Raw genomic sequence first — 13935 nt, forward strand, 5'->3', positions numbered from 1 at the left:
CCCCGGCGCCTCTCGTTGGAGGACGAGACGCTTGCCAGGCCACCGCCCGGTCGGGAAGATGATGGCGTCCAACGTGAGGTCATGGCGTGCTATTCAGAACTCTCTCCCTGCTGCGCTCCCTGCAGGGCGCCCATCACACCGCCCAGGATGCCCGGGCCCGGATCCAGCAGGCCTGCGACTACCGCTGGCTGAAGGGTCAGCTCCCCCACGGGGTGCTCGCCGAGCGAATGACGAGGCTCGACGACGGCACGCCGGCCGTGCCGGTGGTGGTGCCCTTCGTGGCCACGCCCGAGCGGCGCCGCGGCGGCCGCTGGCCGGAGGATCCCGATGAACGGGAGCGCTGCTACGTGGAGGGTGGCCACGCCTGCCGGGCCGCCGGCGCCCCGGGCTATCGCACCCTGGAGAGCCTCTCCCAGGGACTGGTGCAGGGGGGCATGGCGGTGCTGAAGGACGCGGCGCGCTTCCAGTACCTGGACGAGCGAGGGGCCCTGCGGCTCACCTGGCGGCGCGCCGAGTCCCTTCCGTCGGATCTCGCCGGGCGGCTCGGCCGCCAGCTGGCCGCGGCCGGCAGCGAGCGTCACGGCCTCTTCCTGCTCGAGGTCCGGCTGCCCGCCGCGGCCGGCGAGGTCGTGCTGGAGGGCGACTGGCTGGATCGCTGCCTGGATCGCTACCGGCGCATCCTGCCCACGCCCAAGGGGTGAGGCCCGGCGCGCCGGCGATCAGCAGGCGACGCCCGCCCTCAGCGCGGCGTGGCGACGCTGAAGGCTCGCGGCGCGTTCGCCGGCACGGCGGCGGCGCGCCATGCGCAGGGCGCGGGGGGAGAGGAGGTGATTCCACACGGGGGTCAGGGGCAAGGCGGTCATTGGCGGTTCCCGGGCCGAACCGGCCCATCGGTGATCGTTAATATATATGGAAGCATTTTTCATTATACCCCGAACCGGCCGCTTTCCTACGACTTAGGTCGTAGATAATTCTTCCCCCGTCTCGGTTTCGCAGGAGGCACCGCCGCCAGCGCGGGCGATTCCCGCCCCTTCGCCTAGCTCGACGGCTCGGCGGCCAGGTGATCGGCCATCTCCTCGGCGGAGATCCGGCGCCCGGCGATATAGAAGACCTCGTCCCCCGTCGCCAGCAGCTCGTCGTCGTCGGGGTTGAGCACCGGATAGGGCGCCTCGCCCTGGCGGATCGCGATCAGCGAGGCGCGGCAGCGGGCACGCAGGCGGCTCGTCACCCGCGCCACCGACACGGGCTCCGGGAGTCCCGCCAGGCGGGTCGAGTACTGGGTCTGCGCCTGGTCGGCATCGACCAGCAGGCGCATGACCTCCTCGCTGCCGGGATCGACGGCGGCCTTGACCAGCATCTGCTGGTGCAGGGAGGGAATCACGTTCACCGTGGGACAGTGGGTCTCGAGCAGCCGGCCCACCATCTGGTTCTTCACGTAGGCGGTGATCCGGCAGCGCGCATCGACCAGCGCCGAGAGGTACATGCAGACGAGGTTCGTCTCGCTGTCGTCCTCGACGTCGACCACCACCAGCGAGGCGTCCTTGACCGCCGCCCGCTCGTAGAGCGTCTCGTCCGACAGGGAGGCGGCGCGAAAGTACTCCACGCCCTGCTCGAGAAAGGGGTTGCGGGACGGGGCGCCGGCGCCGACGCAGAGCGCCACCACCTGCCCCGGCCGCGCCTCCTCGCGCACCTGATCGACCAGCGACGCGGTGTAGGCGTTGTAGCCGACGATGACGATATGGTCCTTCTGCACGATCGATTGCTCCCCGTTGAGGCGCCGAGTGAACTGCGAGATCACCGAGGCGGAGGCCTTGCCCAGCAGGGTGGCGAAGAGCCCGATCCCCACCGGAATGATGAAGAACACGACCATCAGCTGACCGCCCCGCGTCACCGGGGAGGCGTCCCCGTAGCCGACGGTGGAGGTGGTGACGACCATGTAGTAGAGGAAGGCGGTCGGCGAGGCGACCAGCGCCGTCTCGCCGGCCAGGGTGAGGCCGATCCAGGCGAGCAGCAGATAGACCAGCAGCAGCAGGCCGAGCACCCCCCAGCCCATGTCGGCGATGCCGCGGATCAGCACGGCGCCGAGGCGTTTCAGTACGTACATGCGGGTCCCTTGCGATAGCCCCGCCGAGCAGGGCCATGTTGATCACCCCGCCAGGCGGGTCCCTCGAGCAGACCCGGCCGGGCGGCAGGCGCGTCAGGCCTTCTTGACCTTGGCGATGACCCACAGCAGCACCACGGCGCCGACGATGGCGGTGACCAGCGAGCCGACGAAGCCACCGGCATGCAGGCCCAGCAGGTTGAAGAGCCCGCCGCCGACCACCGCGCCGACCACGCCGACGCCGATGTTGCCGAGCAGGCCGAAGCCGCCGCCGCGCATGATATGACCGGCGATCCATCCGGCCAGGCCCCCGATGATCAGCCAGGCGATGATACCCATGGAACACGCTCCTTTTTTCTGCGGGATGACCCGATCGGTCTTGAGGACTCGATGGTGCCTCGGCGGCGCGCGAGAGAAAAGCCCGACGTGCCGGTCCCGTCGGACTCGGCCGCTAGAACCTCGACCCGGGCCGGTCGAGGAAGGCGCGCTCAGCGGGCGTCGAGTCGCGCCCCAGCGCGGCATTGCGATGGGGGTAGCGACCGAAGCGCTCGAGCACGTCACGATGGCGCTGCTCGTGGCGCAGGTTCTCCTCGAGCCCTGGCTGGGCGAACAGGCGCAGCGCCTCGTCGTGGATGACGAGCGACTCGCTGTGCATGTAGGGCATGAAGAGGAAGGCGCGCCAGGGCACGTCGAGCAGGCGGTCCGCTTGGTGGGCGACGGCCTCCTGGGCCAGCACCAGGGCCAGCGGGTCCCAGGCGAAGGCCAGCCTTGAGCCGCGATGGATATGGCGCGGAAACTGGTCGAGCACGATCACCTCGGCCAGGCGCCCCCGGGCCGAGGCCCGCCACTGCCACAGCTCGCCGCGGCCGGCCGCCGTCAGCAGCGGATCGAAGCGCCGCGCGATCTCGGCGTCCAGGCCCGCGTCCTTGCGAAACCACTGGGCGGGCTTGAGCTCCCCGAACCAGAAGTCGATCACCGTCTCGGGACGACGCTCCTCCATGGGATCCTCCTCATGCACCGGGACGAAGCTGATACCATCAGAGGGTAGCCGTCCCCCTTCTCACCCACCACAAGGGAGCCCCATGACCACCTTCGAACTGCTGCAGATGCTCGGTTATGTCTTCAACATCCTCGGCCTGCTGATCTGCATCGGGGGGCTGACCCTGGCCCGGCGCCCGGAGCGGCGCGTGCTCGGTCGCGGTCTGGCGGTGCTGGGGTTCGTGATTGCCGCCACCCCCTTGCTGCTGCAGCTGTTCGGGCTGGTCCAGCCGGTCCCGGTGGGGTCGATGCCGCCGCGCTAGCCCGCCGATGCCGCCCCGCCCCGGGCGGCGTCGTTTCGTCGCACCGTCCCTTGTCAGTCGCCGTCGCGACCCGCACATTAGGGCGACGTCAATCACCTGCCAGGATGCCCGATGCGCCCCTCCCTGCCCCGTGACCTCCAAGACCTGCTCGAGCGCGGCCGCGACCGCCAGCTGCGCCTGGCGGTCACCGGCCTGTCGCGGGCGGGCAAGACGGCCTTTCTCACCTCGCTGGTCACCCAGCTCCGCCACGCCGGCCTGGAGGCGCGCCTCGACCTGATGCCGGCCGCCCGGGAGGGACGGCTGCTCGGCGCCCGCCGGGTCCAGCAGCAGGACCTGGGCGTGCCGCGCTTCCCCTACGACCAGGCCATGGCGGCCCTGGACGCGCAGCCGCCGCGCTGGCCCGAACCGACCCGCGGCATCAGCGAGCTGCGCCTGACCCTGCGCTATCGCCCCACGCGCAGCGGCCTGCTCGGCGGCGAGACCCGCCAGCTGACCCTGGACCTGTTCGACTATCCCGGCGAGTGGCTGCTCGACCTGCCGCTGCTGGACCACGACTACCTGAGCTGGAGCGAGACCCAGCGCCACGACGGCGGCAGCGAGCGCGCCGCCCTGTTCGCCGACTGGCGGGCGGCGGTGGAAGGCCTCGATCCCGCCGAGGAGGTCGACGAGGCTCGCCTGGCCGAGATCGCCGAGCGCTACGCCAGCGGGCTCAAGGCCGCCCGCGAGGCCGGCTTCGCCGACCTGCAGCCGGGGCGCTTCCTGCTGCCCGGCGAACTCGAGGGCGCACCCGTGCTGCAGTTCTTCCCGCTGCCCGGCATCGCCGAGGCCGACCGCGAGGCCCTCGCCGCCCTGCCGGCCGAGAGCCTCTACGCCACCCTGGCGCGGCGCTTCCGCCACTACCAGCAGCACATCGTGCGCCCCTTCTACCGCGAGCACTTCCGGCGCTTCGATCGCCAGATCGTGCTGGTCGACGTGCTCGGCGCCCTCAACGCCGGGGCCGAGCGCTTCGAGGATCTCTCCCGGGCGCTGTCGCGGCTGATGCAGAGCTTCGACTACGGCCGGCGCAGCCTGCTCACCCGCCTCTTCGCGCCGCGCATCGACCGCCTGGCCATCGCTGCCACCAAGGCCGACCACGTCACCCCGGAGCAGCATGGCCGCCTGGTCGCCCTGCTCGAGGCGCTGCTGGCCGAGCCGCTCAAGGACCTGCGCTTCGCCGATGTGCCGGTGCGCGCCCTGTCGCTGGCGGCGATTCGCGCCACCGAGAACCGCGAAGTCCACCACCAGGGACAGCGCTCGCCGGCCCTGCGCGGCACGACGCTGGACGGCGAGTCGCGGCTGCTGTTTCCCGGCGAGGTGCCCGCGCGCCTGCCCCGGGCCGACTTCTGGTCCCGCCAGGGCTTCGCCTTCACCGCCTTTCGCCCGCTGCCCCGGGAGCCCGGCACGCCGCTACCGCACATCCGCATGGATGCCGCCCTGGACTGGCTGATCGGAGACAAGCTGCCATGATGTCGCCCCGCGAGCCCGACCCGCGCCCGGGGGAGCACTTCTCCCTCGACGAGGCCCACGACGACGCGCCCCCCGCCGACCCGCAACCCGGCCGACAGTTCGATCACGCGGCGCCGAGCCAACCGCCGGCCGCGCCGGATCCCCAGGCGCGGCGGGAGACGCAGGCACTGGAGGCGGGCCTGATGCGCCCGCGCAAGCGCCGCTGGGGCCTCGTCGCGCTGCTCGGCGGAAGCCTGGGCCTGGGCGCGCTGGAGGCCGGCCACACCCTCTATGCCGCGAGCCTCGGCGGCGACTGGCTGGCCGGCGCCTGGAGCCTGCTGCTGCTGCTGGCCATCGGGCTCGGCGGCGCGGCGCTAACGCGCGAGCTCGCTCGCCTGCGCCGCCTGACCCGCCACGCCAAGCTGCGCGAGCGCCTCGCCGCGCTGCCCGAGGCCACCCCCACCCAGGCGCAGGCACTCGCCGAGCGGCTGCGGCGCGACCTGGCCCTGGACGACGACCACCCCCACTGGCAGGCCTTCCTGGCGGCCCGGGAGCCCCACCACGACGGGCGCGACGTTCAGGCCCTGCTCGACCACCACCTGCTCGCCCCCCGGGATCGCGAGGCGAGCCGGCTGATCTCGCGGATGTCCGGCGAGACGGCGATCATGGTGGCGGTGAGCCCCTTGACCCTGGTCGACATGGCCCTGGTGGCCTGGCGTCACCTGGCGATGGTCGACCGGCTGTGTCGGCTATACGGTCTAGAGCTCGGCTACGCGGCGCGCCTGCGGCTGCTGCGCAGCGTGCTCTACCAGATGGCCTTCGCCGGCGCCAGCGAGATCGCCGGCGAGGCCAGCATGGAGATGCTGACGATGAACCTGGCCGGCAAGCTCTCGACCCGCGCCGCCCAGGGGCTCGGCATCGGGCTGCTCGGCGCGCGGCTGGGGCTGCGCACCCAGCGCCTGGCGCGCCCGCTCGCGTTCGCCCCGGACGAGGCGCCTCGCCTCGCCGACCTGCGCCGCGACCTGTGGCGCCAGCTGAGGCGCCTGGAGGCCAGCGAACCGCGCCCCGGGGAGAAGCCCCGCGATCCTTGATCCGGGTCATGACACCCCTCCGAGAGAGGGCTAGGCTCAGCGGTAGGTAGCCCACTCTCGTCTTCGCCCGGAGGTACGCGTCATGTTCCACTCCATTCTGGTGCCCATCGACGGTTCCGAGCACGCCAAGAAGGCCCTGGACGTGGCCTGCCAGCTGGCCCAGCAGGAGCAGGCGGCACTGATCCTGCTGCATATCCCCGAGCGGCTCGCCCATGAGACGCTGATGGTCTGGGGCGTCGGCGCCGTCGACCTCAAGGCCTCCGAGGCCGAACTCGAGGCGGCCGGCCGCCAGGTCATGGACCGCGCCGAGCAGGCCGCCCGCGACGCCGGCATCGGCCACGTCGAGACGATGATCACCCAGGGCGACCCGACCCGCACCATCCTCGACGAGGCGCGGCGGCGCGACGTCGACGCCATCGTCATGGGCAGCCGGGGCCTGGGCGACCTCAAGGGACTGATCGTCGGCAGCGTCTCCCACAAGGTCGGCCACGCCGCCGACTGCAGCGTGATCACCGTGCGCTGAGGCAGCACGGCGCGACGCACGCGGCGGGCTCGACGCAAGCGCTTGATTCGCCGTGGGCTCGCCCCACGGCGTTTGGCGGCGGGGGCACGAATCCGTATAGTGGCCCCCCTACTCGCCAACCGATCGTGACCATGCTGCAGAACAATTCGGCGCTTGCTCAGCTCAAGCAACAGATCCGCGACAACACCCCTCGCGTCGAGGGCGTGATCAAGGCCACCGACCGGGGCTTCGGTTTCCTCGAGACCGACGACGGTGACTCCTATTTCGTGCCGCCCCCCGCCATGAAGCAGGTGCTGCACGGCGATCGCGTCGCGGCCGTCCTCCACGAGGAGGGCGACAAGAAGTCGGTGGAGCCCGATACCCTGATCGAGACCGGCATGGAGCGCTTCATCGCCCGCGTGCAGAAGCGCGACGGTCGCCTGGCGGTGATCCCGGATCACCCCTCGATGAACACCCCGCTCAAGGCGCGCATCAAGCGCAGCCTCGACGAGGCGAGCATCGCCGACGGCGACTGGGTGGTGGCCCGCCTGGTGCGCCACCCCCTCAAGCCCGACGATCGCGCCTTCTTCACCCAGATCGACGAGCTGGTGGCCAAGACCGACGACCCCGCCGTGCCGTGGCGCGTGACCCTGGCGCGCCACGCGCTGGAGCAGGAGTGCCCGGACGCCGGCGACGACTGGCCGCTGCGCGACGAGGGCCTCGAGCGCGAGGACCTGACCGCCGAGCCCTTCTTCACCATCGACGGCGAGAAGACCCGGGACATGGATGACGCCCTGCGCATCCGCCCCCGCGAGGACGGCGGCTGGTCGCTGACCGTGGCCATCGCCGACCCCACCGCCTACGTGGAGGAGGGGCACGCCGCCGACCTCGAGGCGCGCACCCGCGCCTTCACCGTCTACCTGCCGGGCCAGAACGTCACCATGCTGCCCGAGCAGCTGGCCGACGACCTCTGCTCGCTGTGGCAGGACCAGGACCGGCCGGTGCTGGCCTGCACCTTGGAGATCGGCGCCGACGGCAGCCTCGGCGACTACCGCTTCTTCGCCGCCACCGCCCGCTCCCACGCCAAGCTAGCCTACGACCGGGTCTCCGACTGGCTCGAGGGCCAGGGCGACTGGGCGCCGGAGGAAGCGATCGGCGAGCAGCTCAAGGCCCTCGCGGCCATGACCGAGGCGCGCAGCGCCTGGCGCGCGGCCCACGCCTTGGTGTTCAAGGACCGCCCCGACTTCGTCTTCGACCTGGACGAGGCCGGCAACGTGCTGGACATCCGCACCGAACATCGGCGCATCGCCAACCGCATGATCGAGGAGTCGATGATCGCCGCCAACGCCTGCTGCGCGCACCTGCTCGCCGAGCACGTCGGTCACGGCATCTTCAACGTGCATCGCGCCTTCGAGCCCGAGAAGGCCGAGGCCGCCCAGGAGTTCCTGGCCGAGCAGGACATCCAGGTGGAGCACGAGCAGCTCACCGAGCTCTCCCGCTACACCGAGCTCAAGCGTGAGCTCGAGGGCCGCGACGACGCCTGGCTCGACGCCCGCCTGCGCCGCTTCCAGGGCTTCACCAGCATGTCCGCGCAGCCCGGCCCGCACTTCGGTTTGGGACTGGCCGCCTACGCCACCTGGACCTCGCCGATCCGCAAGTACGGCGACATGGTCAATCACCGCCTGATCAAGCGGGTGCTCAAGGGCGAGCAGGCTCCGGCCGAGGCCAGCCAGGCGCTGACCGAGCAGCTCACCGAGCGTCGCCGGCTCAACCGCATGGCCGAGCGCGACGTCAAGGACTGGCTCTACGTGCGCTACCTGACGCCCGCGGCCGAGGCCGGCGAGACCTTCGAGGCCGAGATCATCGCCATCAACCGCGGCGGCATGCGGGTGCGCCTGACCGCCAACGGCGCCACCGCCTTCATCCCGGCACCGCTGATGCACAGCGACCGCAAGAAGGTGGCAATCGACGACAAGGACGGCCGCATCCAGATCGAGGGCGAGGAGCGCTTCAAGCTCGGCGACGTCATCCGCGTGGCGCTCACCGAGGCCCGCGAGGAGACCCGCTCGCTGGTCGGCCGCCCCGCGGTCTGACCCCCTCCCGGCGGGCATGACCCGCCAGGCGACGCGCAGCACGGCGACCCTCGGGTCGCCGTGCTGCGTTGCGCTGTCGCAAAACTGTCGCAGGAGGGCCCTAGGCTGGCAGGGCACGCCAGCGCCGGGAGGGCTCCTTGCACATCGTCGACGTCACCATGTTCCACGCGCCCGCCAGCGGCGGGGTGCGCACCTACCTCGAGGCCAAGCGGCGCGTGCTGGCCGCCCGGCCGGGGCTGCGCGGCAGCCTGCTGGTGCCCGGCGCCGAGCGCGGCGCCCTGGGTGGGGTGCATACCCTCCCCGCCCCGCGAATTCCCCTCGGCCAGGGCTATCGCTTGCCGCTGCGCCGCCGTCCCTGGCGCGATGCCCTGATGGCGATGGCCCCCGACCTGATCGAGGCCGGCGACCCCTACGTCACCGCCTGGGCCGCCGTGGAGGCCGGACAGGCCCTGGGCGTGCCCACGGTGGGCTTCTTCCACTCCGATCTGCCGCGGCTGATGGGCGACCGCTTCGGGGCCGCGGTCCGCCGCCGCCTGCAGCGCTACGTGGGCGAGCTCTACGGCCGCTTCGACAGCGTGCTGGCGCCCTGCACCGCCATGGCGGAGCGCCTAGCCGACTGGGGCGTCGAGCGGGTGCGGGTGCAGCCGCTGGGCGTCGACCTGGAGGCCTTCCATCCCCGCCGTCGTGACCCGGCGCTGCGCCGGGCGCTCGGCGTGCACGGCCGCCAGCGCCTGCTGGTCTTCGCCGGGCGCCACTCCCCGGAGAAGCACGTCGACGTGCTGCTGGCCACCATGGCCCGTCTGGGGGAGGCGTATCACCTGCTGCTGATGGGGCCCGGCATGCCGAGCCGGGCGCCCGGCAACGTCAGCGTGGTGCCCCGCTACTGCCCTCCCACCGAGGTGGCCCGGGCACTGGCCAGCGCCGATGCCATGCTGCATGCCGGCACCCGCGAGACCTTCGGCCTGGTGGCCCAGGAGGCGATGGCCTGCGGCGTGCCGGTGGTGGCGGCCCGGGCGGGTGCGCTCAGGGAGTACGTGCCGCTGGGGGCCGGGGTTCTCTGCCGCCCCGGCGACCCCGACGACATGGCCCGCGCCGTGCGGGAGCTCTTCCTCAACGATCCCCCCGCCATGGGTCGCCACGCGCGACGCCACGTGGAGCGCCACTTCCACTGGGAGCAGGTCATCGACGACCTGTGCCGTCACTACGCCGGCCTGGTCGGCGGGGTGCCCGGTGCCACCGTCAGGCGTGCCGAGCGGGCATGACCGGGCCCGCCGCCGCGATCGCCTGGCGCTGGCGGCACCTGGGCCTGCTGGGCCTGGCGCTGCTCGCACCTCTGCTGGTGCCCTGGTGGCTGGGCGGCGGAGGAACCCTCGGCGCGCTCGGCGACTTCCCCGGCGCCCTGCTGGCCCTGATGGTCGGCATCGCCGTGCTGTGCTGGAACCTCAATGCCGCCCGCTGGCGGCTGCTGCTCGCGGGGCGCGCCGGGCGCCTGGGGCAGCGTGGCGCCCTGGCCCTCGAGATGGCCGCCAAGTTCGCGCTGTGCGCCACGCCGGGAGGGACCGGCGGTGCCGCCACCTTCCTGCTGCTGCTGGCCCGGCGCGGCTATCCTCCGGCGCGGGCCTCGGCCATCTACCTGGTCGATCAGTGCTGCGACCTGCTGTTCTTCGCCCTGATGCTCGCGCTGCTGGTCGTCGCGACCCTGGTCGGCGCCATCGACTGGCCGCATCGCACGCTGATCGGCGCCGCGCTGCTCGGCCTCGGCCTGCTGCTGCTCGGCCTGGGCGCGATACTGGCCGGGCTGCCCTGGCTGCTGCGGGGCCGCCCCTGGCTCTCCTGGCCGGGCCCCGGGCGGCGGCGTCGCATCGCCCGCCAGCTGCTGAGCGGTCGCCGCACCCTGATCGCCACCCTGCGCCTGCCGCCGCGGGTGCTGGCGGCGATCTTCGCGCTCTGCGGCCTGCACTGGCTGCTGCGCTACAGCCTGCTCTATCTGGCCGTTCTCGGCATCGCCGGCCAGGGCGCGGCGCTGGACGACTGGGCCTGGACCTTCGTGGTGCAGATGCTGGCCATGGCGGCCAGCCAGTTCAGCGTGCTGCCCGGCGGCGCCGGCACCGCCGAGCTGAGCGTCGGCGCCCTGCTGATGCCGCTGATGGCGCGCGACCAGGCCGCCGCCGCCGTGGTGATCTGGCGCCTGGTCAGCTACCACCTCTACCTGCTCGCCGGGGCGCCGATCTTCCTGGTCCTGCTCGGCCGCGCGCTGCGACGGGGTCATGCCCGGCGCAGGGCCTGATCCCGGGCGCCTCAGTCGGCGCGCAGGGCCCGGGCCAGCATGTCGGTGACCGGCTTGGCCAGGTAGCTGGCCAGCGTCCGGCTGGCGGTCTGCAGGTGGACCTCGGCCGGCATGCCGGCCATCAGGCGCATCGTCTCGGGCATCGTCTTTCGTTCGTCCTCGCTCACCCGAACCCGCACCTCGTAGTAGCGCTCCCCCGTGGCCTCGTCCACGAAGCTGTCGGCGGAGACCCGCCGCACGGTGCCCTCGATGACCCGCGAGCGCCCTCGGTTGAAGGCGCTGAAGCGGATCTCGGCAGGCTGCCCCGGGTAGACATGATCGACGTCCCGGTCGGCGACCCGCGCCTCGACGACGAGGGCCTCGCCCCGGGGGACGATCTCCAGGATCGTGGTGCCCGGCGCGATCACCGCGCCCCGGGTATGCACCGCCAGCCCCACCACCGTCCCCGCCACCGGCGCCGTGAGGGTGGTGCGGCGACGCTGGTCACGCAGCGCCGTCAGGCGCTCCTCGGCGTCGGCGATCTGCCGCCGGGTCTCGCGCAACCGCTCCCCCACCTCCTGGCGGAACTCCTGGACGCGCACCCGCTTCTGCAGGTCGTTCTCGCTGATCCGGGAGCGCAGGCGGGCGATCTCGGTGCGATGCTGCTCGATCTCACCCTGGTACTGCAGGATCTCCCGCTCCAGCTCGCGCAGGCGGCGATTGTCGCCCAGGCCGTCCTTGAACAGCGAGCGGTAGGCCTCGGCATCCTCGCGCAGCGAGGCCAGCTGCTCGCGACTGACCCGGATCATCGACTCGCGCCCCTCGATGCGCCGGTGCAGCTGCTCCGTCTGCTGGTCCAGCGAGGCCAGGGCCCCGTCGAGGGCCTCCCGGCGGGCATGGAAGAGGCCGCGCTGCACCGCCACCAGCTGTTCCAGCCGCGCCTCCCCGGGATCGCGCAGCTCGGGGGGGAAGCGCAGCGTCTCCTGGCCGGCCTGCTCGGCCATCAGGCGGGCCTCGGCCGCGCGGTTGATCAGGTACTGGGAGCGGGCGATCTGCAGGCGCGACTCGACCCGGGTGTCATCCAGCACCAGCAGCGGCTCGCCCTTCTCGACGCGATCGCCCTCCTCGACCTCGAGCCGCCGGACGATGCCTCCCTCGAGGTGCTGGACCGTCTTCTTGGCGGAGGCGACCGTGACCCGTCCCGGGGCGATGACCGAGACGGCGAGCTCGGCCGTGACGGCAAAGCCGCCGAAACCGCCCAGGCAGACCAGCACCAGCACCAGCCCAAGGCCGCGATGGCGACGGTCGCCGACCGGCGGCCGCCGGGAAGACGCGCCGGCCGAAGCGGGCCTCATGAGCGCTCTCCCTGGCCGGACGGGCGCCGCGCGACCTCTCGGGCGCTCCCCTCGCCATCGCGTCCCGCCATTCGCGCCAGCACGCGGTCCCGCGGACCGAACAGCCGCACGCGTCCGCCCTCCAGCACCAGCAGGCGGTCGACCCGGCGCAGCACGCCCGTGCGGTGGCTGATGACCAGCAGGGTGACGCCCTCCTGCCGCAGGGCGTCCATGGCCCCGGCGAGGGCCCGTTCGCCACGATGATCGAGGTTGCTGTTGGGCTCGTCCAGCACGACCAGGGCAGGCTTGCCGTAGAGCGCACGGGCCAGGCCGATGCGCTGGCGCTGACCGGCGGAGAGCACCCCGCCGCTCGCCTCGATGCGGGTGTCATAGCCATCAGGAAGCCGCAGGATCATCTCGTGCACGCCGGCGCGGCGGGCGGCCTCGATGACCCGGTCGCCATCGACGCTGGCAAAGCGGGCGATGTTCTCGCCGATGGTGCCGCTGAACAGCTCGACGTCCTGCGGCAGGTAGCCGAGGTGGGGGCCCAGCGCCTCGCGATCCCAGCGGGCGATATCCGCGCCATCCAGGCGCACGCAGCCGTCCCAGGCCGGCCAGACGCCCAACGCCAGCCGCGCCAGGGTCGACTTGCCCGAGGCGCTGGGGCCGATGATGCCGAGCTGCTCGCCGGGCTCGAGGCGCAGGTCGATGTCGGTCACCACGGGCCGCTGCCCTCCGGGAGCGCCGGCTGTCACGGCCTCCAGGGCCAACCGGCCCGCGGGCGGCGGCAGCGACATGGCCGGCGTCGCGGGCGGCTGATCGCGCAGCACCCTCTCGAGGCGACGGTAGGCGGCGCGCGCCCCGACGATGCCGCGCCAGCTGCCGACCAGCTGATCCACCGGCGACAGCACCCGGCCCAGCAGGATCGAGCCGGCGATCATCATCCCCGGGGTGATGCGCTCCTCGATCACCAGCAGGGCGCCGAGCCCCAGGATCAGCGACTGCAGCAGCAGGCGCAGGGCCCGGGTCAGGCTCGAGAGCATGGCCGCCCGGTCGCTGGCCCGGGACTGCAGCCACAGGCTGGCCCGATGGCGCACCAGCCAGGGGGCGGCGATGCTCGAGCGCATGCCCATCGCCTCGAGCGCCTCGGCATTGCGCAGGTTGCCGGCGGTCAGCTCCCGGGCCCGGCTCTGCTCGCGTCCCGCTTCGTCCAGCAGCCCCCGCGTGGCCCTGTCGCTGACCACGACCAGCGTCACCAGGATGACCCCGGCGAGGCTGGCAAAGGCGCCGAACCAGGGATCGAACAGATACAGCAGGGCGAGATAGACCGGCACCCAGGCCACATCGAAGAAGGCCAGCAGCCCTCCCCCGGCCAGTCCCTGGCGCAGGGTCGCCAGGTCGTCCAGCGGCCAGGCGGCCTGTCCGCCCGGATGGCGAAGGCTCCGCCGGAACATCGCCGCATGGAGCGGCTCGTTGACCCAGGCGTCGAGGCGGTTGCCGAGACGGACCAGGATGCCCGCCCGCACCCACTCCAGGCCGCCGACCACCAGGAACAAGAAGACCACCACCAAGGTGAGCAGCAGCAGGGTCTCCTCGCTGCCGGTGGTGATCACACGATCGTAGACCTGGAGCATGTAGAGGGCCGGCGTCAGCATCAGCAGGTTGAGGCACAAACTGAAGCCGGCCACCCAGAGCAGGGAGCCGCGACAGCTGCCAAGCGCACGCCGCAGTGTGGTGTTCGAGTCAGACGCCATAACGCTAT

Annotated in this window: 14 protein-coding genes; 8 read left to right on the forward strand and 6 right to left on the reverse strand. The window is 72.4% G+C overall.

The features are described from left to right. The first annotated feature begins 86 nt into the window (after positions 1-86). Positions 87-701, forward strand: coding sequence for a hypothetical protein (locus C9F13_RS03295; protein ID WP_108444786.1), 615 nt, complete (start codon positions 87-89; stop codon positions 699-701). Between the two features lie 18 nt (positions 702-719). On the opposite strand, the gene C9F13_RS17420 is transcribed toward C9F13_RS03295, so the two are convergent. From C9F13_RS17420 to C9F13_RS03310, 4 genes are all read right to left on the reverse strand, one after another. Next, positions 720-863, reverse strand: a complete 144-nt coding sequence (locus C9F13_RS17420; RefSeq protein WP_157955157.1) for a hypothetical protein — start codon at positions 861-863, stop codon at positions 720-722. A 173-nt stretch (positions 864-1036) separates the two neighbouring features. Beyond that, the gene (locus C9F13_RS03300; protein WP_108444787.1) at positions 1037-2104 is read right to left on the reverse strand and encodes an ion channel; all 1068 of its coding nucleotides are present in this window, start codon (positions 2102-2104) and stop codon (positions 1037-1039) included. 93 nt (positions 2105-2197) lie between these two features. Then, positions 2198-2440 carry a GlsB/YeaQ/YmgE family stress response membrane protein gene (locus C9F13_RS03305; RefSeq protein ID WP_108444788.1) on the reverse strand — a complete coding sequence of 81 codons (243 nt, stop codon included), beginning with the start codon at positions 2438-2440 and terminating at the stop codon, positions 2198-2200. A gap of 112 nt (positions 2441-2552) precedes the next feature. Beyond that, positions 2553-3101 carry a DUF924 family protein gene (locus tag C9F13_RS03310; RefSeq protein ID WP_108444789.1) on the reverse strand — a complete coding sequence of 183 codons (549 nt, stop codon included), beginning with the start codon at positions 3099-3101 and terminating at the stop codon, positions 2553-2555. Positions 3102-3183: 82 nt separating this feature from the next. On the opposite strand from C9F13_RS03310, the gene C9F13_RS03315 reads away from it, so the two are divergent. From C9F13_RS03315 to gpgF, 7 genes are all read left to right on the forward strand, one after another. Continuing rightward, on the forward strand, positions 3184-3402 hold the full coding sequence (locus C9F13_RS03315) for a hypothetical protein (protein ID WP_108444790.1): 219 nt from the start codon (positions 3184-3186) through the stop codon (positions 3400-3402). Positions 3403-3513: 111 nt separating this feature from the next. Further along, on the forward strand, positions 3514-4908 hold the full coding sequence (locus C9F13_RS03320; protein ID WP_108444791.1) for a YcjX family GTP-binding protein: 1395 nt from the start codon (positions 3514-3516) through the stop codon (positions 4906-4908). Then, positions 4905-5978 carry a TIGR01620 family protein gene (locus tag C9F13_RS03325; protein ID WP_245888692.1) on the forward strand — a complete coding sequence of 358 codons (1074 nt, stop codon included), beginning with the start codon at positions 4905-4907 and terminating at the stop codon, positions 5976-5978. Before C9F13_RS03320 ends, C9F13_RS03325 begins: the two co-directional genes overlap by 4 nt. 82 nt (positions 5979-6060) lie before the next feature. Further along, positions 6061-6501: a universal stress protein gene (locus C9F13_RS03330; RefSeq protein WP_108444793.1), complete on the forward strand. Its 441-nt coding sequence runs from the start codon at positions 6061-6063 to the stop codon at positions 6499-6501. Between the two features lie 131 nt (positions 6502-6632). Beyond that, entirely contained in the window at positions 6633-8573 is a 1941-nt protein-coding gene (locus tag C9F13_RS03335) for an exoribonuclease II (protein ID WP_108444794.1), read from the forward strand. A gap of 137 nt (positions 8574-8710) precedes the next feature. Continuing rightward, on the forward strand, positions 8711-9835 hold the full coding sequence (gene gpgS / locus C9F13_RS03340; protein ID WP_108444795.1) for an N-acetylglucosaminyl phosphatidylglycerol synthase: 1125 nt from the start codon (positions 8711-8713) through the stop codon (positions 9833-9835). Then, positions 9832-10860: a glucosaminyl phosphatidylglycerol flippase gene (gene gpgF, locus C9F13_RS03345; RefSeq protein WP_108444796.1), complete on the forward strand. Its 1029-nt coding sequence runs from the start codon at positions 9832-9834 to the stop codon at positions 10858-10860. Before gpgS ends, gpgF begins: the two co-directional genes overlap by 4 nt. Positions 10861-10871: 11 nt before the next feature. Here gpgF and C9F13_RS03350 read toward each other — a convergent pair whose 3' ends face one another. Further along, positions 10872-12194 (reverse strand): HlyD family type I secretion periplasmic adaptor subunit, encoded by a 1323-nt coding sequence (locus tag C9F13_RS03350; RefSeq protein WP_108444797.1) that lies wholly within the window; start codon positions 12192-12194, stop codon positions 10872-10874. Next, on the reverse strand, positions 12191-13927 hold the full coding sequence (locus tag C9F13_RS03355) for a type I secretion system permease/ATPase (protein WP_170121122.1): 1737 nt from the start codon (positions 13925-13927) through the stop codon (positions 12191-12193). Before C9F13_RS03355 ends, C9F13_RS03350 begins: the two co-directional genes overlap by 4 nt. Positions 13928-13935 lie beyond the last annotated feature (8 nt).

Origin of the sequence: Halomonas denitrificans (assembly GCF_003056305.1) — a bacterium.
Classification (GTDB): Bacteria; Pseudomonadota; Gammaproteobacteria; order Pseudomonadales; family Halomonadaceae; genus Halomonas; species Halomonas denitrificans.

Coding starts and splice junctions, on each gene's coding strand:
- C9F13_RS17420 (WP_157955157.1), bottom strand. CDS start 863: ATGACCGCCTTGCCCCTGACCCCCGTGTGGAATCACCTCCTCTCCCCC.
- C9F13_RS03300 (WP_108444787.1), bottom strand. CDS start 2,104: ATGTACGTACTGAAACGCCTCGGCGCCGTGCTGATCCGCGGCATCGCC.
- C9F13_RS03305 (WP_108444788.1), bottom strand. CDS start 2,440: ATGGGTATCATCGCCTGGCTGATCATCGGGGGCCTGGCCGGATGGATC.
- C9F13_RS03310 (WP_108444789.1), bottom strand. CDS start 3,101: ATGGAGGAGCGTCGTCCCGAGACGGTGATCGACTTCTGGTTCGGGGAG.
- C9F13_RS03315 (WP_108444790.1), top strand. CDS start 3,184: ATGACCACCTTCGAACTGCTGCAGATGCTCGGTTATGTCTTCAACATC.
- C9F13_RS03320 (WP_108444791.1), top strand. CDS start 3,514: ATGCGCCCCTCCCTGCCCCGTGACCTCCAAGACCTGCTCGAGCGCGGC.
- C9F13_RS03325 (WP_245888692.1), top strand. CDS start 4,905: ATGATGTCGCCCCGCGAGCCCGACCCGCGCCCGGGGGAGCACTTCTCC.
- C9F13_RS03330 (WP_108444793.1), top strand. CDS start 6,061: ATGTTCCACTCCATTCTGGTGCCCATCGACGGTTCCGAGCACGCCAAG.
- C9F13_RS03335 (WP_108444794.1), top strand. CDS start 6,633: ATGCTGCAGAACAATTCGGCGCTTGCTCAGCTCAAGCAACAGATCCGC.
- gpgF (WP_108444796.1), top strand. CDS start 9,832: ATGACCGGGCCCGCCGCCGCGATCGCCTGGCGCTGGCGGCACCTGGGC.
- C9F13_RS03350 (WP_108444797.1), bottom strand. CDS start 12,194: ATGAGGCCCGCTTCGGCCGGCGCGTCTTCCCGGCGGCCGCCGGTCGGC.
- C9F13_RS03355 (WP_170121122.1), bottom strand. CDS start 13,927: ATGGCGTCTGACTCGAACACCACACTGCGGCGTGCGCTTGGCAGCTGT.